This window comes from Stappia sp. P2PMeth1 (assembly GCF_900185735.1).
In the GTDB taxonomy this organism is placed as follows: Bacteria; Pseudomonadota; Alphaproteobacteria; order Rhizobiales; family Stappiaceae; genus Stappia.
On record NZ_FYAW01000019.1, the window covers coordinates 47,368 to 71,642 of the forward strand.

21 protein-coding genes are annotated in these 24,275 nt (G+C 69.8%); 6 read left to right on the plus strand and 15 right to left on the minus strand.

Going from position 1 to position 24,275, the window contains the following annotated elements; translation table 11 throughout:
• Positions 1-269: 269 nt before the first annotated feature.
• Both P2PM1_RS11230 and P2PM1_RS11235 read left to right on the plus strand, forming a co-directional pair.
• A complete protein-coding gene (locus tag P2PM1_RS11230) occupies positions 270-1,379 on the plus strand; it encodes a polysaccharide deacetylase family protein (RefSeq protein WP_186399124.1) in 1,110 nt (369 codons plus the stop codon).
• The gene (locus tag P2PM1_RS11235; RefSeq protein ID WP_186399125.1) at positions 1,376-2,584 is read left to right on the plus strand and encodes a glycosyltransferase family 4 protein; all 1,209 of its coding nucleotides are present in this window, start codon (positions 1,376-1,378) and stop codon (positions 2,582-2,584) included. The genes P2PM1_RS11230 and P2PM1_RS11235 overlap by 4 nt, the downstream gene beginning before the upstream one ends.
• On the opposite strand, the gene P2PM1_RS11240 is transcribed toward P2PM1_RS11235, so the two are convergent.
• The 4 genes from P2PM1_RS11240 to P2PM1_RS11255 form a co-directional block, all read right to left on the minus strand.
• A complete protein-coding gene (locus tag P2PM1_RS11240) occupies positions 2,551-3,843 on the minus strand; it encodes a UDP-phosphate alpha N-acetylglucosaminyltransferase (protein ID WP_186399126.1) in 1,293 nt (430 codons plus the stop codon). The genes P2PM1_RS11235 and P2PM1_RS11240 overlap by 34 nt on opposite strands.
• Positions 3,824-5,896 carry a GumC family protein gene (locus P2PM1_RS11245; protein ID WP_208985255.1) on the minus strand — a complete coding sequence of 691 codons (2,073 nt, stop codon included), beginning with the start codon at positions 5,894-5,896 and terminating at the stop codon, positions 3,824-3,826. The genes P2PM1_RS11240 and P2PM1_RS11245 overlap by 20 nt, the downstream gene beginning before the upstream one ends.
• Positions 5,897-5,987: 91 nt before the next feature.
• Complete coding sequence (locus tag P2PM1_RS11250; protein WP_208985256.1) at positions 5,988-6,758, minus strand: cobalt-precorrin-6A reductase; 771 nt, start codon at positions 6,756-6,758, stop codon at positions 5,988-5,990.
• Positions 6,755-7,861, minus strand: a complete 1,107-nt coding sequence (locus P2PM1_RS11255) for a cobalt-precorrin-5B (C(1))-methyltransferase (RefSeq protein ID WP_186399127.1) — start codon at positions 7,859-7,861, stop codon at positions 6,755-6,757. The genes P2PM1_RS11250 and P2PM1_RS11255 overlap by 4 nt, the downstream gene beginning before the upstream one ends.
• 102 nt (positions 7,862-7,963) lie before the next feature.
• Here P2PM1_RS11255 and cobA point away from each other — a divergent pair, with 102 nt between their 5' ends.
• Together cobA and P2PM1_RS11265 are read left to right on the plus strand one after the other, a co-directional pair.
• Positions 7,964-8,902: a uroporphyrinogen-III C-methyltransferase gene (gene cobA / locus P2PM1_RS11260; protein WP_186399128.1), complete on the plus strand. Its 939-nt coding sequence runs from the start codon at positions 7,964-7,966 to the stop codon at positions 8,900-8,902.
• A 2-nt stretch (positions 8,903-8,904) separates the two neighbouring features.
• On the plus strand, positions 8,905-10,212 hold the full coding sequence (locus P2PM1_RS11265; protein WP_186399129.1) for a cobyrinate a,c-diamide synthase: 1,308 nt from the start codon (positions 8,905-8,907) through the stop codon (positions 10,210-10,212).
• A gap of 15 nt (positions 10,213-10,227) precedes the next feature.
• Here the strand turns inward: P2PM1_RS11265 and cobM are convergent, their stop codons facing one another.
• The 6 genes from cobM to P2PM1_RS11295 are packed head-to-tail and all read right to left on the minus strand — an operon-like array spanning position 10,228 to position 16,611.
• The gene (cobM, locus tag P2PM1_RS11270) at positions 10,228-11,019 is read right to left on the minus strand and encodes a precorrin-4 C(11)-methyltransferase (RefSeq protein ID WP_186399130.1); all 792 of its coding nucleotides are present in this window, start codon (positions 11,017-11,019) and stop codon (positions 10,228-10,230) included.
• Positions 11,016-12,836: a precorrin-3B C(17)-methyltransferase gene (gene cobJ / locus P2PM1_RS11275; protein WP_244301477.1), complete on the minus strand. Its 1,821-nt coding sequence runs from the start codon at positions 12,834-12,836 to the stop codon at positions 11,016-11,018. Before cobJ ends, cobM begins: the two co-directional genes overlap by 4 nt.
• Positions 12,806-13,534: a precorrin-2 C(20)-methyltransferase gene (gene cobI / locus P2PM1_RS11280; RefSeq protein ID WP_208985257.1), complete on the minus strand. Its 729-nt coding sequence runs from the start codon at positions 13,532-13,534 to the stop codon at positions 12,806-12,808. The genes cobJ and cobI overlap by 31 nt, the downstream gene beginning before the upstream one ends.
• Entirely contained in the window at positions 13,531-14,757 is a 1,227-nt protein-coding gene (cbiE, locus tag P2PM1_RS11285; protein WP_186399132.1) for a precorrin-6y C5,15-methyltransferase (decarboxylating) subunit CbiE, read from the minus strand. Before cbiE ends, cobI begins: the two co-directional genes overlap by 4 nt.
• The gene (locus P2PM1_RS11290; RefSeq protein WP_208985258.1) at positions 14,754-15,407 is read right to left on the minus strand and encodes a precorrin-8X methylmutase; all 654 of its coding nucleotides are present in this window, start codon (positions 15,405-15,407) and stop codon (positions 14,754-14,756) included. The genes cbiE and P2PM1_RS11290 overlap by 4 nt, the downstream gene beginning before the upstream one ends.
• A gap of 10 nt (positions 15,408-15,417) precedes the next feature.
• Entirely contained in the window at positions 15,418-16,611 is a 1,194-nt protein-coding gene (locus P2PM1_RS11295) for a sirohydrochlorin chelatase (protein WP_371636648.1), read from the minus strand.
• A gap of 446 nt (positions 16,612-17,057) precedes the next feature.
• Between P2PM1_RS11295 and P2PM1_RS11300 the strand changes: the two genes are divergently transcribed.
• Complete coding sequence (locus P2PM1_RS11300) at positions 17,058-17,582, plus strand: cupin domain-containing protein (protein ID WP_186399134.1); 525 nt, start codon at positions 17,058-17,060, stop codon at positions 17,580-17,582.
• 73 nt (positions 17,583-17,655) lie between these two features.
• A complete protein-coding gene (locus P2PM1_RS11305) occupies positions 17,656-18,180 on the plus strand; it encodes a glycine cleavage system protein R (protein ID WP_208984448.1) in 525 nt (174 codons plus the stop codon).
• Positions 18,181-18,199: 19 nt separating this feature from the next.
• Here P2PM1_RS11305 and P2PM1_RS11310 read toward each other — a convergent pair whose 3' ends face one another.
• The 5 genes from P2PM1_RS11310 to P2PM1_RS11330 form a co-directional block, all read right to left on the minus strand.
• On the minus strand, positions 18,200-19,342 hold the full coding sequence (locus P2PM1_RS11310) for a DUF1513 domain-containing protein (protein ID WP_186399135.1): 1,143 nt from the start codon (positions 19,340-19,342) through the stop codon (positions 18,200-18,202).
• Positions 19,323-20,486: an imelysin family protein gene (locus P2PM1_RS11315; protein ID WP_186399136.1), complete on the minus strand. Its 1,164-nt coding sequence runs from the start codon at positions 20,484-20,486 to the stop codon at positions 19,323-19,325. The genes P2PM1_RS11310 and P2PM1_RS11315 overlap by 20 nt, the downstream gene beginning before the upstream one ends.
• Positions 20,487-20,533: 47 nt before the next feature.
• On the minus strand, positions 20,534-22,036 hold the full coding sequence (locus P2PM1_RS11320) for a di-heme oxidoredictase family protein (RefSeq protein WP_186399137.1): 1,503 nt from the start codon (positions 22,034-22,036) through the stop codon (positions 20,534-20,536).
• A 110-nt stretch (positions 22,037-22,146) separates the two neighbouring features.
• Positions 22,147-23,418, minus strand: a complete 1,272-nt coding sequence (locus P2PM1_RS11325) for an imelysin family protein (protein ID WP_186399138.1) — start codon at positions 23,416-23,418, stop codon at positions 22,147-22,149.
• Positions 23,419-23,475: 57 nt separating this feature from the next.
• Entirely contained in the window at positions 23,476-23,985 is a 510-nt protein-coding gene (locus P2PM1_RS11330; RefSeq protein ID WP_186388881.1) for a hypothetical protein, read from the minus strand.
• Positions 23,986-24,275 lie beyond the last annotated feature (290 nt).

Here is a 24,275-nt window from a genome sequence, read left to right on the forward strand (position 1 = left end):
CCTGATAGCGGAAACATGTTAATCGCCCGTGTTCGGGGCCGTTTCGCCAGTCGTGCGAGCGCGTTTCCGGCCGGTTGAGTTAATCGGAGCTTGCCGCAAAAGGACAGGGCGGTCCGGCGACCCCGCTTCAATCTTGCTTTACCATGGGGCCGAAAACGCTGGCCTGTCCGGCCAGCGGCAACCGGCCGTTCATACCTTGATCCTAGCTTCGCGGGCGACGGCAGCGCGATGCGCGGCGCAGACTTCCTGCATGACAGGATGGCAAGAAGATGACGGCAACGACCGAGGACACCGTGCAGGCACGCCCCGCGACACGGCCGCGACCGAACCTCGCCGCCTATTGCCGCCGGCGGGCGAAGACGCTCGGCCTGCGGCTGCTGGCGAACAGCGGCCTCACCCGTCTCCTCGCCCGGCGCTATGGCGGCTCCGGCGTCATCCTGATGTTCCACGACTTCACCCGCGATCCCCGCGCCCAGCTCGACCAGGGATGCCGGATCGACGACTTCGAGCGGATCCTGGCCGGACTGAGGCAGCGCGGCCGCGAGGTGGTGACGCTGGACGAGGCGATCCGCCGGCTGGCTGAGAACGACCCGCGCCCCTTCGCGGTGCTGACCTTCGACGACGGCTATCGCTCGAACATCGACCTGGCGCTGCCGGTGCTGGAGAAATATGCCGCGCCGGCAACGATCTATGTGCCGACCGAAATGACGACCCGCACCCTCAACGCCTGGTGGCTCGGCCTCACCGAACTGTTCCGCGCCCGCGAGCGGATCGAGATCGAGGCGATGGACGCGCGCTTCCTGTGCCCGGACCTCGACAGCAAGATCGCCGGCCTGCGGCGCGCCATCGCCTGGGTCTGGGGCGACTTCCGCCGGGCGGAGATGCTGGCCCCGACCTTCCGCTCCCACGGCATCTCGCTTGCCGATGCGATCGACCGGCACATTTTGGATGAGGCCGGCATCGTCGCCGCCGACCGGCATCCCTTGATCGAGATCGCCGCCCATACCACGACCCACCGCGCCCTTGCCCTGCTCAACGAGGCCGACCTGCGCGCCGACATTTCCGACAACAAGGCCTATCTGGAAACGCTGCTCGGCCGCGAGGTGCCGCATTTCGCCTATCCCTACGGCCCGCCGTCCCTGTCGGGCGAGCGCGAGCCGCGGATCGTGCGCGAGGCGGGCTTCCGCACCGCCGTCACCACCATGCCGGGCTCGCTGTTTCCCGAGCACGCGCACCATCTCTTCACCCTGCCCCGGCAGAACGCCGAATACACCGAGGACTCCGCCGCCTATACCGCCTGCGGCATCGACGGGCTGTTCCGCGCCATCGCCGCGCGCGGCGGCAGTCCGCTGGCCGGCATCGCGGAGCCCGCCGCATGAGCGCTCCCGTCAGTGCCCCCGACCGCAGTGCCCCCAACCGCAGCCTCACCGAGGCGGCGACCGGCGACCCGCTGGACCGCCTGCGGCTGGTGCATGTGGTGCGCCAGTACAAGCCGAGCGTCGGCGGGCTGGAGGATTTCGTCGCAAGCCTTGTGGCGCGCCAGAAGGATCGGTTCGCGCGGGTGACGATCGTCACCTGCGACCGGGTGTTCCGCGGCGGCACGCGCGAGCGCCTGCCGGCGCGCGAGGTGATCGACGGGGTCGAGGTGATCCGCCTGCCCTGGCACGGTTCGACCCGCTATCCGGTGACGCCGGGGGTGTTCCGGGCGATCGCCGAGGCGGATCTCGTACATGTCCACGCCATCGACTTCTTCTTCGACGCGCTGGCGCTCGCCGCCCCGTTTCACCGCAAGCCGCTGGTCGCCACCACCCATGGCGGCTTCTTCCACAGCGGCACGGCGGGGGGGCTGAAGACGGTCTGGTTCAACACGCTGACCCGGCTCTCGGCCACCGCCTATCGGGGCCTCGCCTGCTGCAGCCAGAGCGACTACGACCGCTTCGCCGCCATCGCCCCCAGCAAGGTCCGGCTGATCGAGAACGGCGTCGACCTTGCCAAGCTGGGGGACGCGGGATCGAAGGCGCCGGTCAAGGGGATCGTCACCATCGGCCGGCTGTCGCACAACAAGCGCATCGACCGGGTGCTCGACGCGCTCGCCCTGCTGTGCCGGCGCGATCCCGACTGGCGGCTCGACATCGTCGGCACGCCCTTCGACTGGAGCGCCGCGGACGTGGAGACGATGATCGCCGAGCGCGGGCTGACCGGAAAGGCGCAGCTACATGTCGGGCCGGACGATACGGCGATGCGCGAGATCGTCGGCCGCTCCAGCCTCTTCGCCAGCGCCTCGGTCTATGAAGGCTTCGGCCTCGCCCTGATCGAGGCGATGAGCGCAGGTCTCGTCCCGGTGATCGAGCCGAATTCCGCCTTCATCGCCTTCGCGCAGCGGCATGCCGGGATCACGCTGGCGGACTTCGCCAATGCCGAGCAGGCGGCGGAGGCGCTGGAGGCCGCCCATGCGCGGCTCGCGGCTGCGCCGCAGGCCCTGCGCCAGGACGCCATGGCGGTGGCGCGGATCTATTCCTGGGACGGCACCGCCGAGCGCTATGCCGACTTCTACCGGGAGGCGCTGGGGGGCGCGACGGGCTGAGCCCGGCCGGAGGCAAAACCCCGCCAGACATCGACGGCGCCGGCGCAGAACCAGAACAGGGCGGCGGTCTTGATCGAATAGAGCGAGGCGGAGACCACCATCAGCAGGCAGATATAGACGATGATCGGGACACGGAAGCGCCAGGCATCGAGCGAGCGCAGCGGCGCGAAAATGTAGAGCGCCCACAGGCCGGCGACGCCGATGAGGCCGAACTGGTGGAGCGAATAGGCATAGCCATTGTCCTCCAGGAAACCGTCATAGGTGGAGATGCCGAAGACGCCCTGGATATCGAGCTTGAGCAGCAGCCACGAGGCATGCAGCCAGCGACCGCCAAAATTGTCGTCCCAGCGCAAGGCATCCGTGGTCATGCCGTAGATCGCCATCGCCAGGATGATGAGGGCCGGGACCAGAAACCAGATCAGGGACGGCACCAGCCGATAGAAAAGCATCGCCCCGACACTGGCGAAGCAGACCATCGTGCCGAAGCGGGCATCGCACAGGATGAGGACGACGCAGCCGGCGATGAACAGCAGGCCGCGTCCCGCCATATCCTTGCGGAACACCGCCCAGAGCACCAGGAAGGCACCGTAATTGCCCATGCCGACGGGTTCGAGGAACACCGAGGAGACACGGTGCGTGCCCAGGAACGGCAGCATGTTGCGCCCTTCCATGCGGATGCCGCTGATGAACAGCGAGGATCCCTCGACGATATGCTCGGCGACCTCCAGCGAGCCACGGGCGACGTAGTATTGCAGCACGTTGACATAGGCGATGAAGACGTCGAGCAGGAAATACTCGAACAGGCCGACCGCCACCACGATGGCGGCGGTGAGCAGCACGATCCGATCGACGCCGGCGATGTCCCGGACCCGGCGGCCGAGAAAGTAGAAGACGATGGGAATGAGCCCGTCGCGGATCGCCTTGAGGTCGAGTTCCGGTCGCAGCGCCAGGATCAGCGCCATATAGGACAGATAGATGGCGAGCAGCGCGTAGAGCCCGGCCCGGCGATCCGCGGCGAGCAGCATGGCGCCAGCGATCAGCACCAGTTCCGCCAGGATCACCGTGTTCTGGGAAATGCCCATCACCCGGGTGTTGAGGAAGGCCAGGAAAAAGTTGAAGACCACCGTGCCGACGATCAGAAGGCCGGCGGCAAGGAGCCACAGGTCATAGGTGTCGGGCCGGCGAACCGCGGCGGGCCGCGATGGCGGCAGGCGTGTCCAGGCAGGCGCGCGCCGGGCGTCAGGCGGCCAGTGCGACATTGCCGATCATCCGCTCTTCCCAAGGCTTCAGCAGGGCGAGGGTGCGGTCGAGATCGGACCGGGCGGTTCCGCCCACCTGGGTCACCAGCAGGATCGCGTCGCTATAGTCGAGAAGCACGGGGAGATGAGAATTGTCGAGCGCGGAGCCGCCGTCGACAATCAGGAACTCGCTGCCGGCAGTGTCGAAGGCATCCAGCCCCGCCCGGCGGGACTCGCCATCGAGCCGTTCGACCGTGAGGGCCCCCGTCGGCGCAAGGGCGGTGGCCTCCGCCTCCCGGCGGCGGGCGGACAGGCGGGAGCGACCGCCCGACTGTGCCATGGCGGTGCCGCCGGCGGGTGCGGCGAGCCGCGCGGCGCCGTCGCCGGGCCGGGCAAGCAGCACGTCCTCGCCCATATCGTAGAGGCTGGCGGCGATGGCGCGCGACAGCGGCGCGGTGTCGATGCCCGGGCCTGTCGCCAGCACCAGCACATGGGCCGGACGCTCGTTCTCGAACGCATGGCGCAGCGCGAAGGCGATGCGCGTGACGGCAAGCTGGCGCTCGGCCGCGCCGTCGTCGCCGCGTCGGCGCAGCCCCCGCCGGCCGGCCGGAACCGCAATGCTGGCGATCAGCGGCACGCCGGTGACGTCCACCAGCTCGCGCTCCGAGCCGAGCTTGCCGTTGAGGATCTCCCAGCCGACGGCCGCCCCCGCCGCCATGATGGTGCCGAAGACACCGGCGGCCAGCAGCACGATGAGGCCGGAGGGGGCGGTGGAGCGCAGCGGCGCCACGGCCGGCGAAATGATGCGGGAGCTGCTGGTGTCGATGCTGCTCTGCTCGTCCAGCTCCTTGGCCCGGCTCAGGAAGGTGCGATAGACCGAGGCGAGCGAGTCCGCCTCGCTCTCCAACTGGCGGAGCTGGATCTCCGCCCTGCTCTGGTCGACGCTGGTCGAGGTGACGCGCTGCACCTCGGTTTCCAGCGCGACGACATTCGCTTCCGCCCGCTGCAGGTCGGCATCGGCCGAGCGGCGGACGCGGCTGAGTTCCTCGTCGATGAGCTGCCGGGTGTTGGCCAGTTGCGAACGAAGCTCCCGAAGCTGCGGATGATTGGCCCCGAGCGTCGTAGCGGCCTGCGCCTCGCGCTCGGCGATGCGGGCATATTGGACGCGGAGCGAGCCGAGCGTGGAGGTCTGCAGCCGGACGGGAAGGGCACCGCCCTCGATGGCACCGGCCGTCAGCCCGGCGAGGAGATCGGCATTGGCGCGCGCGCCCTCCAGCTCGACCCGCGCCTGGGTCAGTTGCGAGTTCAGCTCCTGCAGCCGCTGGCCGACGACGAGGCCGCGCTCGGCGGTGCGGATCAGGCCATTCTCGGCGCGGAAGGCCTCAACCTTCGCCTCCGCCGCCTCCACCCGCCGGCGCATGTTGTCCGCCTGGGCCTGCAGCTCGACCGAGGCGCGCAGGGTCGCTTCGGTGCGCTGGACGCGCTGCTCGTCGAGATAGATGCGCGCCGCCTCGTTGGCGATCTCGGCGGCCCGGAAGCGATCAGGATGCTCCATGAAGATGTTGAAGACGAAGGCATTCTCTATGCGCATCACCTTGAGGCGCTCGCGCAACCCGGCGATCGTCGCGGATCTGCGATCCGCCGCCGACGGCGCCGTGCCGCCGCCCAGCAGCTTCGACAGAAGCCCGCCGGAAGGCGGCAGGATCGCCGGATCGTTCTCAAGGTTCAGCTTGTCGATGAGCTCGTTGAGGGTGGCGTTCGAGAGGATGACATAGGTCTGGCTGTCGATCGCCAGGCGCTGGAAATTGTCGCCGCCCTGACGCGACACGATCTCGTTGCCGACGATCTGCAGGGCCTGCGGCTCGATCAGCAGTTCCGCCAAGGCCTTGTAGGTCGGCGTGCGCAGCATCAGATAGACGACGGCCAGCGTCATGAAGACCAGAGGCACAATGATCAACCAGATCATGCGCTTCTTCAGAATGCCGGGGATCTGGTAGATATCGATCATGCTCGGGAAGCCGCTGCTGGTCTCACGGGTCGCATTGCGCCCCGGCACCACGCCACGGGCGGGCACGCTCGCAAGTCTCGACCGTCATGGTTAACATTTCCTCAAGTGGTCGTGCATTCGGCACGACCAGCCGAGGCCGGCGGGGCAAGCGCCGGCCTCACCGACAGGCGGCCCGCGCCTCCAGCCAGGCCAGCGCGGCCGGGACATCCGCGACCACCTCGCCGCCGGCAAGAGCCGGCCGGCGCACCATGATCACCGGCAGGCCGAGACGGCGGGCGGCGAGCAGCTTCGCCTCGCCGAAGGGGCCGCCGCTGTTCTTGGTCACCAGATGAGTCGCGCCGTGCTGCTCCAGCAAGGCGGCTTCCGCGTCGACATCCCTGGAAGGGCGAGCCAGCAGCAGCCGGCCCGGCGGCAGCGCAGTTTCCGGCTCCGGCGGGTCGATCATCCGCGTCAAACAGTCGAGATCGCGGCGCGTTGCGAAGCGCGAGATCTCCTTGCGACCGACGGCGAGGAACGGACGGGCGCCCTGGGGCAGGAGTGCCGCCGCCGCGTCCAGATCGGCAACCTCCTGCCAGTTATCGCCCGGCCCGGCCTGCCAGGCCGGGCGCTCCAGCCGCAACAGGGGAAGGCTAACTGCTTGCGAGGCGGCGACAGCATTGGCGGAGATGCGCGCCGCGAAGGGATGGGTGGCGTCGATCACCGCGGCAATGCCCTCGCCCCGCAGCCACTCTTCCAGCCCCAGCACCCCACCGAAGCCGCCGATGCGCACGCGGCCCGGATAGGCCTGCGGCCGCTCGACGGCGCCGGCCAGCGAGGCGGTGACTTGGAAGCGCGGATCATCGGCAAGCCGACCGGCCAGCGCCCGCGCCTCGCCGGTGCCGGCCAGCAGCAGGACGGGGAGCGGCAGGACGGGGAGCGGCGCGCTCACGCGGAACCTTCCGCATCGAACGGGCGATAGGCAACGACGGCGCCGGCCCTGTCGACCACCAGCACCTCGACATCGACCGGCGCATCGCGCAGTACGGCACGGGCGGCGGCATGGGCGCCGCGCGCCACCTCGGCGGCGACATCGATACCGGCGGCTTCGGCGCGGTCGAGCACCTCCTTGGCGGTGTTGGCGCCCCTCGCCGCCTCGACGATCTCGCTCGGGGCCCCTGCCCGCTCCAGCAGCAGGGCGAGCGCTGCGAAATCCACCTGACTGCGGGCCGAATGCAGGTCGAGCGCGCCCTGCGCCAGCTTGACGAATTTGGCAAAGCCGCCGGCCAGCGTCAGCTTCGGCACCGGGTGAGCGCGCAGATACTTGAGCAGTCCGCCGGCGAAGTCGCCCATGTCGAGATAGGCCGTCTCGGGCAGGTCGTGGCGCGCCTTCACCGCCTCCTCGGAGGTCGAGCCGGTGGCGCCGACCACATGCGGCAGGCCGGCGGCGCGCGCCACATCGACGCCGCGATGGATCGAGGCGATCCAGGCGGCGCAGGAGAACGGGCGGACGATGCCGGTGGTGCCGAGCACCGACAGGCCGCCGAGGATGCCGAGGCGCGGGTTCATGGTGCGCTGCGCCAGCGCCTCGCCGCCGGGGATCGCGATCTCCACCTCGACATCGCCGCTCGCGCCGAAGCGGGCGGCCACCTCGGCAATGGCGGCGGCGATCATGGCGCGCGGCACCGGGTTGATCGCCGGTTCTCCGGGCGGGATCGGCAGGCCGGCCAGCGTCACCGTCCCGACGCCCTCGCCGGCGCGGAACAGCACCCCGGAGCCGGCCGGCGCGAGGCGCACGCTGGCGATCACCGTCGCACCATGAGTGACGTCCGGATCGTCGCCCGCGTCCTTGACGATGCCGGCGCGGGCAAAGCCCTCGCCCAACTCCTCCAGCGCCAGCGCGAAGGCGGGCCGCTCGCCCTTCGGCAGGGTCACCTCGACGGGATCGGGAAACGCGCCGGTCAGCAAGGCCTGATAGGCGGCCTTGGTTGCGGCGGTCGCACAGGTTCCGGTGGTCCAGCCCCGGCGAAGCGCGGATGTTTCCTTGCGGCTCATGCGCCGGACTATAGGGGCGGGCGCGGCAAGGTCGCAATTGCTATGGACGCCGACGCCAACCGACCTTGGCGCGGCGGCCGGAGCGGCGTAGAAATGATCGGAATGTCAAACACGAACCGCCCGGACCAGGCTGCCGACACGGCCGCTCCCCGCCCCGCCGCCACCCCCGAGACCCCGCTCGGCGGGCTGTTGCCGCGCGGCGTCCGCCTTCCCGACTTCGCCCCCGGCTCGGTGTGGCTGGCCGGCGCCGGGCCGGGCGATCCCGGCCTGTTGACGCTGCATGTGCTCAACGGCCTCGCCCAGGCCGACGTCATCGTCCATGACGCGCTGGTCGATGCCTCGATCCTCGATCTCGCGCGGCCGGACGCGGTCATCGACTATGCCGGCAAGCGCGGCGGCAAGCCGAGCCCGAAGCAGCGCGACATCTCGCTGAAGCTGGTCGACTATGCAAGGGCCGGCAAGCGGGTGCTGCGGCTGAAGGGCGGCGACCCGTTCGTCTTCGGCCGCGGCGGCGAGGAAGCGCTGACGCTGGTCGCGCATGGGGTGCCGTTCCGCATCATTCCCGGCGTGACGGCCGGCATCGGCGGGCTGGCCTATGCCGGCATTCCCGCGACCCATCGCGACACCAACCAGACCGTCACCTTCCTGACCGGCCACGACCAGACCGGCCTGACGCCTTCGGCCATCGACTGGGACGCGGTGGCGCGCGGCGCGCCGGTCATCGTCATGTATATGGCGATGAAGCATCTCGACCTGATCGTCTCCAAGCTGCTGGCCGGCGGGCGCCGGGGCGAGGAGCCGGTCGCCATCGTCTGCAATGCCTCGCTGCCCGACCAGACGGTGCTGGAGACGACGCTGGCGCGCGCCTCCGCCGAGGCCGAGGCCGCGAAGCTGGAGCCGCCGGCGATCGTCGTCGTGGGCGAGGTGGTGCGGCTGCGCGCCGGGCTCGACTGGCTGGGCGCGGCCGCCGGGCGCAAGCTCGACCCGAACCCGCTGGGCCTGCGCGAGGCGGCCACCGCACGGCCGGCGAGCGGCGGCTGACCATGACCGCCGAAATCAGGGCAGGCAGCGGCCTCGTCCTCGCCGCACCGGCCTCCGGCAGCGGCAAGACCACCCTGACGCTCGCCCTGCTCGCCGCCTTCCGCAAGGCCGGCATCCGCGTCGCCAGCGCCAAGGCCGGGCCGGACTATATCGACCCCGCCTTCCATGCGGCGGCGAGCGGACGGCCCTGCGTCAATCTCGATCCCTTCGCCATGCGCAGCGACCTCGTCGAGACGCTGGCTTCGGCCCAGGCTGAGCACGCCGACCTGCTGCTGGTCGAAGGCGTCATGGGCCTTTTCGACGGGGCCGCCGACGGCAGCGGCTCGACCGCCGATCTCGCCGCACGGCTGGGGCTGCCGGTGGTTCTGGTGGTCGATGCGGGAAAGCAGTCGCAGTCGGTCGCCGCGCTGGTGCGGGGCTTTCGCGACCACCGCGCGGATATCGACCTCGCCGGCGTGATCCTCAACCGGGTCGGCAGTCCCCGCCACGCCGAGATGCTGCGCGCAGCGCTTGCCGGCATCGGCATGCCGGTGCTCGGCGCGGTGCCGCGCGATGCCGGGCTCGACCTGCCGGAACGCCATCTCGGGCTGGTGCAGGCGGGCGAGCATGGCGATCTTGCCGCGTTTCTCGATCACGCGGCAGGCCGCATCGCCGGGAGCTGCGATCTGGACGCGATCCGCGCGCTGGCGCTTCCGCTGACCCGCAGCGGCGCGGCGGCAACGCTGCCGCCGCCCGGCCAGCGCGTCGCGATTGCCCGCGATATCGCCTTCGCCTTTGCCTATCCGCATCTCCTGACAGGCTGGCAGGCGCAGGGCGCCGAGCTCTCGTTCTTCTCGCCGCTCGCCGACGAGGCGCCGGATGCGCAGTGCGACGCGGTCTATCTGCCCGGCGGCTATCCGGAGCTGCATGCCGGCCGGATCGCGGCGGCCGGCAGCTTCAGGGCCGGCATGCATGCGGCGGCGGCGCGCGGCGCGCTGATCTATGGCGAATGCGGCGGCTACATGGTGCTGGGCGACGAGTTGACGGACACTGACGGCACGCGCCACCCGATGCTGGGCCTGCTGCCGCTGGAGACGAGCTTTGCAACGCGCAGGCGCCAGCTCGGCTATCGGCGGCTCTTCGCCTTTGCCGGCGCGCCGTGGCAGGGGCAGCTTGCGGGGCACGAATTCCACTACGCGACCATCGTGCAGGAAGGCCAGGCGGAGCGGCTGTTTCAGGCACGGGATGCGCTTGGAGCGCTGGTCGGCGATGTCGGCCTGCGCGTCGGCCGCGTCTCGGGTTCGTTCATTCACCTGATCGATCGCGCCTGACGGCGTGACGCCCGGTCAGGCGGACGGCACTGCGGCTTTCGCCTTTTTCTTTTTCGGCCGCAGCACATGGACGTGATCGGCGTGATAGAGCGCGCTGTCGCGGAAGTCAGCGGCCGGCTGCAGGGCCCGGCCGACGAAGATCAGCGCGGTGCGGGTGATCTTCGCCTCGCGCACCTTGTCGCGAATGTCGGTGAGCGTGCCGTGGATGAAGCTCTGGTCCGGCCAGCCGACCCGGTAGGCGACGACGACCGGGCAGTCGGCACCATAGAGCGGAACGAGCTGGCGCTCGATCTCGCGCAGGTTCCGGATCGAGAGGTGGATCGCCAGCGTCGCGCCGCTCCTGCCGAGCGTTTCCAGGTCCTCGCCCTTCGGCATGTCGGAGGATTTCATGGTCGTGCGGGTGAGGATCACCGTCTGGGCGATCTCCGGCACGGTGAGTTCCTGGCCGAGCGCGGCGGCGGCGGCGGCAAAGGCCGGCACGCCGGGCGTCACGTCGAAGGGAATGTCCTTCTCCTTCAGCCGGCGGATCTGCTCGGCAATCGCGCCATAGAGCGAAGGGTCGCCGGAATGGACGCGGGCCACGTCCTCGCCGCGCGCATGCGCCGCCTCGATCTCCGCCATGATCTCGTCGAGCGTCATCGGCGCGGTGTCGATCACACGCGCGCCCTCGGGCGCGGCCGCCACGATGGCCTCGGGCACCAGCGAACCGGCATAGAGACAGACGGGGCAAGCCGCGATCAGCTTCAGCCCGCGAACGGTGATGAGGTCGGGATCGCCGGGCCCGGCGCCGATGAAGTGGACGGTCACAGCTTTTCCTCGATGCGCTTGGCGTAGCCGCGGGGGGTGTAGACGAAGGGCCGGCCCGAGCCGGTCATGACGGCGCGCGAGGCGGACGAGCCGACCAGCACGGTGGTCAGCATGTCGACATCGTCGACGCGGAGCTCGCCGAGCGTCGTCACGGTCAGCGTCTCGCCCTCGCGACCGAGATTGTAGCCGAGCACCACCGGCGTATCGGCCGGGCGGGCGGCGAGCAGGATCTCGCGTGCCTCGGCCAACTGGGTGCGGCGACGCTTCGACACGGGATTGTAGAAGGCGATGACGAAATCGCCGGCGGCGGCGGCCCTGAGCCGCTGCTCGATCGCCTGCCATGGGGTCAGGAGGTCCGACAGGGAGATGGTGCAGAAGTCATGGCCGAGCACCGCGCCGATGCGCGCGGACGCTGCCTGCAGCGCCGAGATGCCGGGGGCGTTGACCACCTCGACGCGTTTTGCCGCATCCGAGACGCCGCCCTCAGTGGTGTCGCGGTGCAGCAGTTCGTAGACCAGCGCGCCCATGGCATAGATGCCGGCATCGCCAGACGACACCAGCGCCACCGAACGCCCCTCGCCGGCCCGCTCCAGCGCGAAGCGGACGCGCTCCTCCTCCGCGCCGAGCGGGAAGGCATGACGCGGCTTGCCCTGGATCAGCGGCGCGACGATGTCGAGATAGAGCGAATAACCGACCGCCTCGTCGGCATCGGCGAGCAGGTGCGAGGCTTCCGGCGTGCGCCAGTCGTCGCGGCCGGGGCCGATGCCGATCACCGCAAGACGGCCACGCGGGCGGCCGACCTCGGCCGGGTGGACCGGCTCCGGCGCAAGGGCGACGGCGACGGTGGCATTGGCGGTCTTGCGCTTCTCGATGAGCAGCGTGCCGTCCGCCCCGGTGGCGGCCAGCGCCGCGCCCTCCGCCACGCCGTGGCAGCCGACCTCGGCGAAGACGACGTCCGACGGGTTGGCAAGGCGCGGTGTCTCCTGCTCCAGCCGGGCGGCGGGAAAGACGCGCAGCGGCACGCCGAGCTGGCCGGCGAGCGCGTTGACCGCGGCCTCGTCCGCCTTGAGATCGAGGGTCGCGACAAGCGACACCGCCCCTTCGGCAAGGCCGGCACTGCTTAGCGCCTCACGCACCAGCGAGGCGAGTTCCTCCGCCGGGCAGCCCCGCGCACAGCCGACGCCGACGACGAGGCGGCGCGGGTGATAGACGAGCCGGTCGGCACCGGGCGCGATGGCCTCGACGCTGGCGACGATTTCCATTTCCGCCGTGTCCGCCAGCGGCAGGCGCGAGCGGGTGATCCAGGGGGCCTCGCCCGTGAGACGGACGGGCTCGCCGGCCAGCAGGCGGGCCATGACGCCCTTGGCATCCTGCGGATTGGCGAGCCACCAGCCCTTGGGCGGCGAATCGAGCGCAACGCCCAGCGCCGTGTCGCCCTGCGTCGTCACCGCCGCATGGCCGCCCAGCGCCTCCGCCACCTGGCGGGCGAGCGAATTGGCGCCGCGATGGCCGCCGAGCAACGGCACGACGCTGGCCCCGTCCTCCGAGACGGCGAGAACCGGCGGCTCGGAGCGCTTGTCCTCGATCACGGCAGCCAGCGCGCGGATCAGGATGCCGGAAGCGCAGACGCCGACGATGGGGGTGCCGGCCTGATAGAGCGCGCGGATATGGTTCAGCGTCTCGGCGAAGGACACGTCGAGACCGGGCACCCGGTGGGCGAGCCCATGCAGCATGGCGCCCGGAAGCGCGGCCGCGATGCGGCGCGCGACAGGCTCCGCCGCCGGCGTCAGGACGAGGATTGCGGCGGTAGCATCCACGCTTCGTCTCCCTTGTAGATCAGGATCATCGAGAAATAGGGGGCGGCGGCGTCCGTCACCTCGGCAAGAGGCATCGCCTTTTCTGCCCGAAGCGTCGCCCGCTCCACATAGCCTGCATGATCGATGAGGCCCAGCCCCTCGATCAACCGGCGCAGGCGCGGCAGGTGGCGCCCGACCTTCATGATGGCGATGGCGCCGGCCGCCTCGATCCGCGCGGCGATCTCCTCGTCCGGCAGCGGTCCGGGAATGACGGTGAGGACATCGTTGCGCGCGGTGAGCGGCCGGGCAAGGCGGGCGGCGCAGGCGGTGAGCGAGGTGACACCCGGCACGATCTCGCAGGGAAAGCGCCGCGACAGCCGCTCGAACAGATACATGAAGGAGCCGTAGAAGAACGGGTCGCCCTCGCACAGCGTCACCACATCCGTGCCGGAGGCGAGGACTTCGCCGATCTCCTCGGCCGCGCGGGTGTAGACGGCCTGTGCCGGGAAGCGCGCCACGCGCATCGGCACGACAATCGGGATCTCGCGGGCGGACGGCGGGATGATTGCCGCGGCGATGGAGCGGGCAAAGCTCTCGCCATCGTCGGGCGCCGGATAGGCAACGACCTGCGCGGCCGAGATCAGTCGGTGCGCCTTCACCGTCATCAGGTCCGGATCGCCGGGGCCAAGGCCGACGCCGTAAAGGGTTCCAGCAGTCATGGGACGATCAGGCTCCACTGGGTCACCGGCATCAGCGGGCGCCATCCGGTCATGCCGCCGACGGCACCGGCGCGCGACACGGCGATGCGCACCAGCTCGCCGCCATGGCGGGCATGGGCGGCAAGAAGGATCGCCTCGCTTTCCAGCGTCACCGCATTGGCGACCAGCCGGCCGCCGGGCCGCAGCGCTGCGAGCGCCGCCTCCAGCGTACCGGGCGCGGTGAGGCCGCCGCCGAGAAAGATCGCGTCGGGCGCCGGCAAGCCGTCGAGGCCTTGCGGAGCGGCATCGGGGCGAAGGTCGAGATGCGGCACGCCGAGGGCCGCCGCATTGGCCCGTGCGGTGGCGCGGCGGGTATCGTCCGGCTCCAGTGCGATGGCGCGGCTGCGGGGAGCGGCGCGCAGCCATTCGATGGCGACCGCGCCCGAGCCCGCGCCGATATCCCACAACAGCGCGCCGGGCATGGGCGCAAGGCGGGCGAGCGTGACCGCGCGGACCTCCCGCTTGGTGATCTTGCCGTCATGGCGGAAGGCATCGTCCGGCAGGCCGGGAAGGCGCGGGCGCAGCGGCGTGTCGCGCACCGCGACCGCCTCAAGCGCCACGACATTGAGGGCGGCGACCTCACCGCGCCAGCCTTCGGCGCTGCCCGAGAGACACCGCTCGGCCGGTCCGCCGAGATGCTCCAGCACGGTCAGCCGGCTGGCGCCATAGCCCTCGTCGACGAGCAGATCGGCGATCTCTTCCGCAGCGCTGGCACCGGACGTCAGGCAGAGGAGCCTGGCGCCGGGATAAAGGACTGCGCGCAAGAGATCGAGCGGGCGGCCGTGCAGCGACAGGATTTCCACCTCCTGCAAGGGCCAGCCGAGCCGCGCGGCGGCAAGCGACAGGGACGAGGGCGCCGGTAGCACCAGCATTTCCTCCACCGGCATGGAGCGCGCAAGCGTCGAGCCGATGCCGAACCACATGGGGTCGCCGCTCGCCAGCACCGCGACGGGTTTGCCGCGCGCGGCCAGCAGCGCGTCCAGCCCCTTGTGGAACGGGCTCGGCCAGGTCTCGACCTTGATCCCGAGCGGGGCGACGAGGTCGCCATGGCGGGCGCCGCCGAAGACGCGTTTAGCCTCCAGCAGAGCTTGCCGGGCAATCGGGGACAGCCCGTCGATACCATCCTCGCCGAGGCCGATCACCGTCAGCCAGGGGGCGGGCCGGGCCGTGTCCTTGTCGCTCACGCGGTCCCCTCCTCCGGCACGCCGGCGGCCAGCGCGTTGAGTGCGGCAGCGGCGATGGCCGAGCCGCCGCGCCGGCCGCGCAGCACCAGGCAGGGAATATCGAGCGGGCTTTCCAGCAGCGCCTCCTTCGATTCCGCCGCGCCGACGAAGCCGACCGGGAAGCCGAGGATCGCGGCCGGGCGCGGAAAGCCCTCGCCGATCCGCTCCAGCAGATGAAACAGCGCGGTCGGGGCGTTGCCGACGACGACGACGGCGCCCTCCAGCCGGTCGCGCCACAGGTCGACGGCCGCGGCCGAACGGGTGGTGCCGAGACGGCGGGCAAGGCCGGGCACGGGCGGCTCGTTGAGCGTGCAGACGAGGTCGTTGCAGGCCGGCAGGCGGGCGCGGATCACCCCCTCGCAGACCATGCGCACATCGGCAAAGACCGGCGCACCGGCAGCAAGCGCCTCGCCGACCGCCGCCGCGACATCGCCGCGCCAGGCAAGATCGGCCACCACCTCCGGCATGCCGCAGGCATGAATGATGCGGATCGCGGCCGGGTGCAGCGCTTCGGGCAGGGCGGAAAGGTCGGCCTCCTCGCGCACGATGGCAAAGGAGCGGCGATAGATTTCCGCAGGATCGTGCTCGTACTCGTAGCGCCCGTCGCTCACGCCCCACACCTCATGTGGTCCGCTTCCTCATCGACTTCGGCCCCAGCGGGTGATCGGCATGCGGATAGGGCGGATGGTGATGATCATGATCGTGGCCGTGACCATGGTGGTGGTGATGGCCGTGACCGTGGTGGTGGTGATGGCCGTGATCATGGTCATGGTCATGATGATGATGGCCGTGATCATGATGATGGTGGTCGTGGTCGTGGCCGTGATGGCCATGGTCGTGATGGTGCGAGTGATGGCTCGCGGCCTGCGCCTCGCAGGCGCCGGTGCACACGTCCTCGCAGAGCTTGCACTCGGCGTCGGCGCCGAGCCCCTCGACATGGTGGTGGTGGCTTTCCTGCGGCCGCCCGACATCGGCCTCGAAGCCGAGCACCTGCTCCCGATACTTGCACATCTGGCAGTTCATCAGGTTGGCGCCCTGCAGGATCTCGGTGACCCGGTCGGCCATCGTGTCGATGACCTGGGGATGGTCGTTGAGATAGCCGGCCTTGACGAACTCGATGTCCGGATGGCGCTCCGCCACCTCGTCGGCGGTGTTGTAGATGCGGCTGACGAGAACGCCGGAGAACAGGAAATACGGGAAGACGACGACGCGGCGATAGCCGAGCTTCGCCGCATGCTCGAGGCCGGGCTCGACGAGCGGGAAGGTGACGCCGGAATAGCACGTTTCGGCCCAGCCGAAGCCGAAGCCCTCCCACAGCATGCGGGTGACCTTGGAGACATTGGAATTGGCGTCGGGATCGGAGGCGCCGCGCCCCACGACCATCAGCAGGGTCTCGTGCAGCGGCACATCGCTGCCGGCCTTTTCCAGCGCCTCGCGGATGCGGTCACCGGCGGCGCGGATCATCCTGGTGTCGACGGCAAGTTCCCGCCCATAGGTGATCGTCACGCCGTCATGCTGCGCCTGATAGGTGTTGAGAACGGACGGGATGTCGTTCTTGGCATGGCCGGCGGCAAACAGCATGCCCGGCACGGCAAGGATGCGGGTGCAACCCTGCTCGCGCAGCCGGTCGAGACCGTCCTTGATCACCGGATTGGCGAATTCGAGATAGCCGTATTCCACCGGCCAGCCGGGAAAGCGGGCCTTCAGCCGCTCGGCGAGCTGGGCGAATTCGCGCACCGCGCCGCGGTTGCGGCTGCCATGGCCGCAGATCATCAGGCCCAGCTTCTCGCCCGTCGCAGTCATCGCATCGGCCATCATGCCTCTCCCCGGTCGCAACGCAGGGGACGCTCGGCCAAAACGGCGGCGAAGACAAATTCCGGTTTCATCTCAAAAGCTCCCTCTTGGCCACACGCCCGCATGGCAAGCCGGACGGGTCCGGCGCGGCGGCACCGGGAGAGAGCAAAGCGGCCGGATACAGGACAGGGCTCCCGCACGACCATGTGCCGCGCCGGACCGCATACCGTTCGGACAGCTCCGGACTGGACCCCCGATGTGGGTCGGTCGCCACCGGACTCGCTTTCAGTCCCTCCAGGGACGCCGTCATTGGCCGGGCACGCTAGTGGAGCCTTGCGCCCCCCGCAAGGGCCAAATACGGCAGCCGCTGTCGGCAAGGCGGCGGAACCCGGCGCCGTGCCGGAAACCGGTTCTTCACCGCTTGGTGATACAGCGGAGGGCACCACCAGAGGGGGAGACGACCGACCATGACCGACATCGCGTCCGCCAGTGCGCTTGGAGCTGCCATGGCCACGGCCGACCGTACGCCGGCCGGCCTGACGCTGGCGCGGCTGGACGGGCTGGACCTGCCGCCCGCGCCGATCAATCCGGGCTGGGTGCTGGACGGCGATCCGCAGGCGCGTGCCGTCCAGATCGCGCGCGGAGAGGACCGCTATGCCACCCTGTCGGTCTGGGACTGCACGGGGGGCCGCTTCAACTGGTATTTCGGCTGCGACGAGGCGGTCTATATTCTCGAAGGAGCGGTCACGGTGACCGGACCGGACGGCGAGGTGCGCAAGCTGACGGCCGGCGACACCGCCTATTTCCCCGCCTTCACCTGGTTCGAATGGCAGGTGCATGGCTATGTCCGCAAGATCGCTTTCTGCCACGACGTGGTGCCGCCGGTGGCGCGCCTGCCGCTGCGGATCTATGGCCGTCTGTCGCGGATCATGGCGCGGCTGGCGGCGGCGGTCTTCGGCGCCCCCCGGACGCAGGCACGACCCGCGCCCTGAGCACGCGCGTACCGGTTTCCATTGTTCGCGCTATGGTCTAGCCTGCCGGAAAACATCCGGGAGGCTTACGCCCATGTCCATGATCTCGCTGGTTCTGACGGCGATCGCCGATGATCGTCCAGGCCTTGTCGAACGGCTGTCAGACGTCATCGCCGCCCATGGCGGCAACTGGATCGAGAGTTCCATGGCACGGCTTGCCGGCACGTTCGCCGGCATTGTCCGGGTCGAAGTGCCGCAGGAGCGGATCGAGGCGCTGGAACAGGCGCTCGCCGGCTTGTCCGCCGCGGGCATCGCCACGACGCTGAAGCGCAGCGAAACCAGCCGCGAAACCCATGGCCAGGCGGCCCGGATGACCGTCATCTGCCAGGACCATCCGGGGATCGTGCATGCGCTGGCCGCCGTGCTGGCGGCCAAGGGCGTCAGCATCACCGCGCTGGAGACGGAGGTTTCCGCCGGCTCGATGAGCGGCGAACGCATGTTCCGCGCGCAGGTGGACGTGGTGCTGCCGGTGGACCTTGCCGCCGGCGACCTCTCGGCGGCGCTGGAGACCCTTGCCGGCGACCTGATGGCCGAAATCGACTTCAGCGATACGGTCTGACGCAGCAGGTTCCGGGCCGTCAGGCCGGATCGATCGCCACCATGTGATTGTCCCAGGACGTGCCGGCGAGGGAGGCCAGCAGCGTCGGCGCACCGGCGCGGTCGCCGCTCTCGCTGAGGCCGCCCTGCCCGTCCGAAATCAGGAAGCCGTCGCGATCCAGTTCCGCAAGGCCGCAGGCATCGGCGCGCTGCTGGCTGGACAGGAACGCGCCATCACGCGCGGAAAAATACAACACAAGGCCGGCACGCGGGCAGGACGCGGCGACCACCTCGCTGTCCCGGCTCATGGCGAGCGAGCCGATATAGTTGGCGAGGCGGCCGCGCAGGGCATCCGGCACATCATGCAGGCGCAGGCGGCCGTCCCCCAGGTCGAGGGAGGCCATCAGCGGCGGCGTTTCCTCAAGACCGCCTTCATATTGCGCCCCGATCCAGACCTTGCCGGCCCCGGTCACCGCCATGTGGCGCAGCGACAGCTTGTGCAGGCCGGGAGGCAGGTCGGCGACGCCGCGCACCGTGCCGCTGTCGCGGTCGATCACGGTGACGTTGGGGCACATCGTCTCGAGGTTGAGCTTGCGGCGCCCGGTATCGGGATGGGTCTCGATGCCGCCATTGGCAACGACGAGGCTGCGCCCGTCGGGCAGCGGCAGGATGTCGTGCGGGCCGATGCCGCCGGACCAGAACTCGCCGACCCGCTGCGGCCGCGTGCCGCTGACATCATAGACGCCGATCACGCCGCGATTGGCGAGATAGTCGTTCTCCGTCGCATAGGCGAGCCGGCCATCGGGCGAAAAGGCGCCATGGCCATAGAAATGCCGGCCCGGCACTGCCTCGAAGACCACAGGCGGGCGCGTGCCCGCCGCATCGAACAGGACCGCGAAAGTGCCCGGACGGCGGGCGAAGGCAAGGCAGCGTCCGCTCGCGGGACAGACCGCGATATCGTGGCCCCGGCCGGGCAGCGGGATCACCTGCCGATCGGTGCCGTCGAGCCCGGTGACGACGATGCTGTGGCGGCCATCCGCCCCGCGCCGGGCGGCGGCGAACAGCGGGTCCTCGGACGGAACAGGCTCGCCCGCCCGCCCCGGTCGGTGTCCGAAGGCAAGGGCGGCCAGCGCCGCCCCGCCGCCGACCAGCAGGGAGCGCCTGTCAATCGCCGTCCAGAGCATTGAAGCCTCCGCGAAAGTCCAGATGACCGGCGAGCTCCCCGGACAGCATGGTGCGCAGGCCGGTCAGCACGGTCAGAACATAGGCGAGCCGGCCGCGCGCCGTCTCGTCGGCCAGCGCCGCCTCCAGGTCGGCGGGCAGCGCCGCCAGCGCCTTCGACGCATTGTCGCGCTCGAAGCGCAGGGCATTGCCGATCCACACGGTTTCGGCCGCGCCATCGGCATAGCCCGCAGCCGCCACGGCCCGGAACAGACCGTCGATCGCCCCCGCCAGATAGGCTGCGCCATTGCGCGAGCGGGAAAACGGCACCCGCGCCGCACCGGCAGCCGAGCCCTGCTCGCCGACCATCGGCACCAGCATCTGATCGCGGATCAGCTCCAGCGAGGTCATCACCGCGTTGAAGACGAAGCCGGCCGCCTCCTTGTGGGTCCGCGCCAGGGCGTTGTCCGGACCGGGAGCGAGCAGCAACGCGGTCTGGCCGGAGGGCGTTTCGAACGCCGCCCGCAGCTCGCGGGCGGTCGCGCCGAGCCGCTCGGAAAGGCTTGCCGCATAGGCACAGCGATAGGCCCCTTCCTCGCCGCGATCGGCCAGCACGATCTTGCCGTCCTTGTCGAAGGCCACCCATTCCAGCGCCGTCAGCCCCTGCAGCGCGACGCTCTTCTCGCGCAGGCGCGCGGCGTCGAGCGCCGTCGGATCGCGCTCGGCAATAAGGCGCGTCACCTGCCGCCGCACGACGCCGCGCCCGTCCGGAATGAAGGCGATGCGCTCCAGGCGATTGTCGTCGGCAAGGGCCCCGGCCCGCAGGACGGTGAGCCGCGCCGCCGCCCCGACGGCCTGGGTAAAGGCCTCCTCGAACGGTTCGGGGGAGCCGCCCGTACAGGCGATCTCGATAGCGGTCGCCAGAGCCGGCATCGTCTGCACCAGCGCGTCGCTCGCCGGGACGGCAAAGCCGGCAAGGGCCGCAGGCCAGAAACGGGAATAGTCGAGATCCGCCGCAGCCGAACGCGGGAGCGCGGACACTCCCGCCAGCGCCACCAGGCCGGACAGAACCGCCGACAGCAGCACCCCCCGCCCGCGAGCGGCAAGCCGCCTGCCGGCATCGGCCCCCATGTCCCGCATCGCCGTTTCGCAAGTCGCGCCCGTCATCGTCACGCTCCCGTCCTCATCACCGGCCCTGGCCGGCCGCTGCCCGCTTAAAGAGACTTGAGGAAGCGCAGCAGTGCCTCCCGGTCCTCGCGCTCCAGCGCCGCATAGCCGTCGCGCGCCGCCTGCCCCTCGCCGCCATGCCAGAGGATCGCCTCTTCCAGCGTGCGCGCCCGCCCGTCATGCAGATAGCTCTCCTGGCCGGAGACCACCTCCGTCAGTCCGATACCCCAAAGCGGCGGCGTGCGCCATTCCCGGCCGGTGGCATTGGCAAGCGGCCGGTTATCCGCCAGCCCCTCCCCCATGTCATGCAGCAGCATGTCCGTATAGGGCCAGATCAACTGGAAGCGGTGGGCTTCGATCTCCGCCTTGCGGGAGGTCACATATTTCGGCCGATGGCAGCTTGCGCAGCCCAGCGCATGGAACAGCGCCTTGCCGGCCAGCACCTGCGGGTCGTCGACATCGCGGCGGTGTGGCACGGCCAGGTTGCGCGCGTAGAAGTCGACCAGTTCCAGAATCGGGTCCGGGGCTTCCGTCGGCCCCAGATTGGCCTGTTCCCCGGTCGGCATCGACCGGCACTCCGTCTGGGCGGCGGTGCAGTCGCCATAGGGATCGGGAGCGTCCGGCGTCGAAATGCCGATGTCGCCATTAAAGGCTCCGGCCGACTGCGCCCGCACGGTGGGCTCCTCCGCCTTCCAGCCGAAACGGCCGAGCACCTTGCCTCCGGTCGCGGCATCGGGAAGCCAGCTCGGGCGGCCGGAAATGCCGTCGCCGTCGAGATCGTCCGGATCGGCATTGGCGAGAATGTCGGCCGGGTGGATCGCCTCCAGCAGACCGAGACCGATCATCTGCGGCGCCACGCGCGGCGAGGTCAGAACGTCCGGCGCCATCGGGCCATAGCCGAGGTCGGTCATCCGATAGTGCGGCACGCGCAGGGTCACCACCGTGCCGTCGCCGAGCGTCACCGGCTTTTCCGTGTAGGAGATGTCCAGCCGCCCCTCGGCGCGCAGGCCAGGCACCGCGTAGTTCTGGAACTGGCCGCCATAGGTCGGCTCCGGGCGCAGCAGCTTGCCGGCCTCGGGCTCCCCCGGCACCGACAGGCGCAGGAACAGCGCCACCGGCTCCTCGCCCTCGCGCGGCGGATGGCCGCGCCCGTCCTTCAGGTGGCAGCCCTGGCAGGAGCGGGCGTTGAACAGCGGGCCGAGACCATCCGAGGCATTGGTCGAGGACGGAGACGACACCCAGAGCTTGCGGAACAGGCCGTTGCCGAGCGCGAAACGCTGCTGCTCCTCGAAGGAGAGGTTGGTGGAGGGAAAGGAAAAGGCGTTGACGTTGATGCGCTTGAGATAGGTGGTCGCGCCGCCGGGCATCGCCTCGAAGGCCTCCGGGGCGGAGAAGTCGTCCGGCTTCGCGGTGACCTTCGCCACCCTGGCCCGGTCGCGCGGGCTGAGATCGTCACGATGGGGCAACTCGTCCGCCCCCGCGCAGACGGGCATGGCAAGGCTCGCGGCCACACACAGGATGGCGGCGACGGAAAGATGTGCTGACGGCATGGATGGATCACATTGCCTGGGTGCCGGATGCCCCGCAATCCGGCCCGTGGATGGGGGCCGCGGCAGACCCGTGTCCTCCGCCGCGGCCGGTTGGTGACAGTCCGCAGGTCTTACTGGAAAACCGCGCTCGGGTTGTCGAGACTGTCGGAACCCTCGAAGGCGATCTCGTCGAGACCGAGCACGGCGACGGCCCGCTCGATGGCCCGGGTCTGGACGATCAATGCGTCGATCGCAGCCTGGACCACCGCATTGCCCTCCTCGTTGCCCTCGCCGATCATCTGGTCATAGGCCTCCACGGTCTCGGCGCGGCTGCGCAGGACCTCGAAGGCCGCGAGCGAGGCGTCCAGCTTGGCGGTCAGATCATCGGCGACGGCCGCATCCTTGGCCGCGACCAGATCGCGCAAGGACGCGCCTTCGACCGACTTTCCGGCAAAGCCCTCATAGCGGCCGAACCAGACATTGCGGATGCCGATCACATTGTCGTAGTGCGACATGTGGGTGTTGTCGGAGAAGCAGTCATGCTCCTCCTCGGGATCGTGCAGCATCAGGCCGAGCTTCATGCGCTCGCCGGCCAGTTCGCCATAGGACAGCGAGCCCATGCCGGTGAAGATCGTCGCAAGACCGCCGGCCTCGCCCTTGTCGGCAAGCTCCGCGCGGGCGGCACCGCCCGGCGTCCAGGCATCCGCCATTTCCTTCAGGTCGTCGAGCAGAAGGTCCGTCGCCGCCCGCAGATAGGCGGCGCGACGATCGCAATTGCCGCCGGTACAGTTGGCCGTGTCGTAGTCGGTGGCCGGACGGTTGCCCGCGCCGGGGCCGGTGCCGTTCAGATCCTGACCCCAGAGCAGGAACTCGATGGCATGATAGCCGGTTGCCACATTGGCCTCGATCTCGCCGACCTCCTGCAACTCCTCGGACAGCAGGGCCGGGGTGATCTCGGTGGCGTCGATCTCGCGGCCGCCGGCAATGATCTTCGGGTTGGCGATGACATTGGCGGTGTAGAAGGCGTTTTCCGGGTTCTCGCTGCCATAGCCGGCATCGACATAGTCGATGAGCCCCTCGTCGAGCGGCCAGGCGTTCACCCTGCCTTCCCAGTCGTCGACGATGGCATTGCCGAAACGGTAGACCTCGGTCTGCTGATAGGGACGGCGGGCGGAGAGCCAGGCCTTGCGGGCGGCAGCCAGCGTCTCGTCGGACGGGCTGGCGATCAGCGCATCGACGGCGGACGACAGAGCCTGCGCGGTGGTCAGCGATTCGGAATAGGCCGCCTGCGCAATGTCACCATAGGTCTGAAGCACGGCCGCCGCGTCGCTCGCCCGGGCGACACCAGCCGGCAGCAGCGCAATGCTCGCCAGCGCAGCCGCCAGCAACAGGGTCTTTTTCATTTCGGCTTTTCCTCTCTTTCGTCTCATATGCGCGCCGCCACGGCGCACTGGAAAATGTCAGTGCCGGGTCTCCGCCGCCTGATGCGTCGCCACCGGAACGGCACCCCGGCAGGCCAGGCAGGCGGGGCTTGGCAGAACCAGATCGAGCCGGCGGAGCGTGTCGGCGAAATTCGCGGCCGCCTCAAGCGTGGAAGGCAGGCCGCCGGCCACCACCAGTTCCTCGGCGATGTTCGCGGCCGCCTCCCGGTCGCCCCGCTGCCAGGACGCAACCAGCGCCACCGCGAGGCACTCATGGGCACAGCGATGCGGGCAGTCATAGGGGAGCAGGGACAGGCCGTATTTCGCCCAGCCGTTCAGCGCCCTGGCGAAACAGGACAGCCCCGTCACCGCCTGGCGGGCCCGGCTCACGCCGAGCCGGCCGGCATAGAGCGTCCAGGCCGTTTCCCAGCATTCGATGCTGCCCGTCTGATACCCGGCGAGCCAGCGCCGCAGCCCTTCGACGACAAGCGTCTCCGCCTCGTCCGCGCGCTCCGGCGCGGTCGGGCGGCCTTGCGTATTCACAGTCACGTCAGCCTCCAATCGACGGGGGTAAAGGCCCCGACATCAAAGGGTCCGGCAAGGGTCCAGACCCTGCCGAGCTTCGCAGACCTAACGCTATTATGAGTTTTGTAGTCAAGATAATATTCTTGTAAAATCAATACATTATAATAGATCTAAACTGCAGATGCGCGAGGAAACCCGCTCCCGATGCGATTCCGCCTTGCGAAACAGGGCGATCGGAACAGATGCGCGGGAGCGCCCGGGGCGCGGATCGGCGCCCGCGGCAAACAGCCGCTGAACCTGGTCAGCCAGCGGGG

Coding starts and splice junctions, on each gene's coding strand:
- P2PM1_RS11265 (WP_186399129.1), top strand. CDS start 8,905: ATGACCGCCGAAATCAGGGCAGGCAGCGGCCTCGTCCTCGCCGCACCG.
- P2PM1_RS11305 (WP_208984448.1), top strand. CDS start 17,656: ATGTCCATGATCTCGCTGGTTCTGACGGCGATCGCCGATGATCGTCCA.
- cobA (WP_186399128.1), top strand. CDS start 7,964: ATGTCAAACACGAACCGCCCGGACCAGGCTGCCGACACGGCCGCTCCC.
- P2PM1_RS11325 (WP_186399138.1), bottom strand. CDS start 23,418: ATGAAAAAGACCCTGTTGCTGGCGGCTGCGCTGGCGAGCATTGCGCTG.
- P2PM1_RS11230 (WP_186399124.1), top strand. CDS start 270: ATGACGGCAACGACCGAGGACACCGTGCAGGCACGCCCCGCGACACGG.
- P2PM1_RS11295 (WP_371636648.1), bottom strand. CDS start 16,611: ATGGCCGATGCGATGACTGCGACGGGCGAGAAGCTGGGCCTGATGATC.
- cobI (WP_208985257.1), bottom strand. CDS start 13,534: ATGACTGCTGGAACCCTTTACGGCGTCGGCCTTGGCCCCGGCGATCCG.
- P2PM1_RS11300 (WP_186399134.1), top strand. CDS start 17,058: ATGACCGACATCGCGTCCGCCAGTGCGCTTGGAGCTGCCATGGCCACG.
- P2PM1_RS11310 (WP_186399135.1), bottom strand. CDS start 19,342: ATGCTCTGGACGGCGATTGACAGGCGCTCCCTGCTGGTCGGCGGCGGG.
- P2PM1_RS11320 (WP_186399137.1), bottom strand. CDS start 22,036: ATGCCGTCAGCACATCTTTCCGTCGCCGCCATCCTGTGTGTGGCCGCG.
- P2PM1_RS11235 (WP_186399125.1), top strand. CDS start 1,376: ATGAGCGCTCCCGTCAGTGCCCCCGACCGCAGTGCCCCCAACCGCAGC.
- P2PM1_RS11255 (WP_186399127.1), bottom strand. CDS start 7,861: ATGAGCCGCAAGGAAACATCCGCGCTTCGCCGGGGCTGGACCACCGGA.
- P2PM1_RS11240 (WP_186399126.1), bottom strand. CDS start 3,843: ATGTCGCACTGGCCGCCTGACGCCCGGCGCGCGCCTGCCTGGACACGC.
- P2PM1_RS11315 (WP_186399136.1), bottom strand. CDS start 20,486: ATGACGGGCGCGACTTGCGAAACGGCGATGCGGGACATGGGGGCCGAT.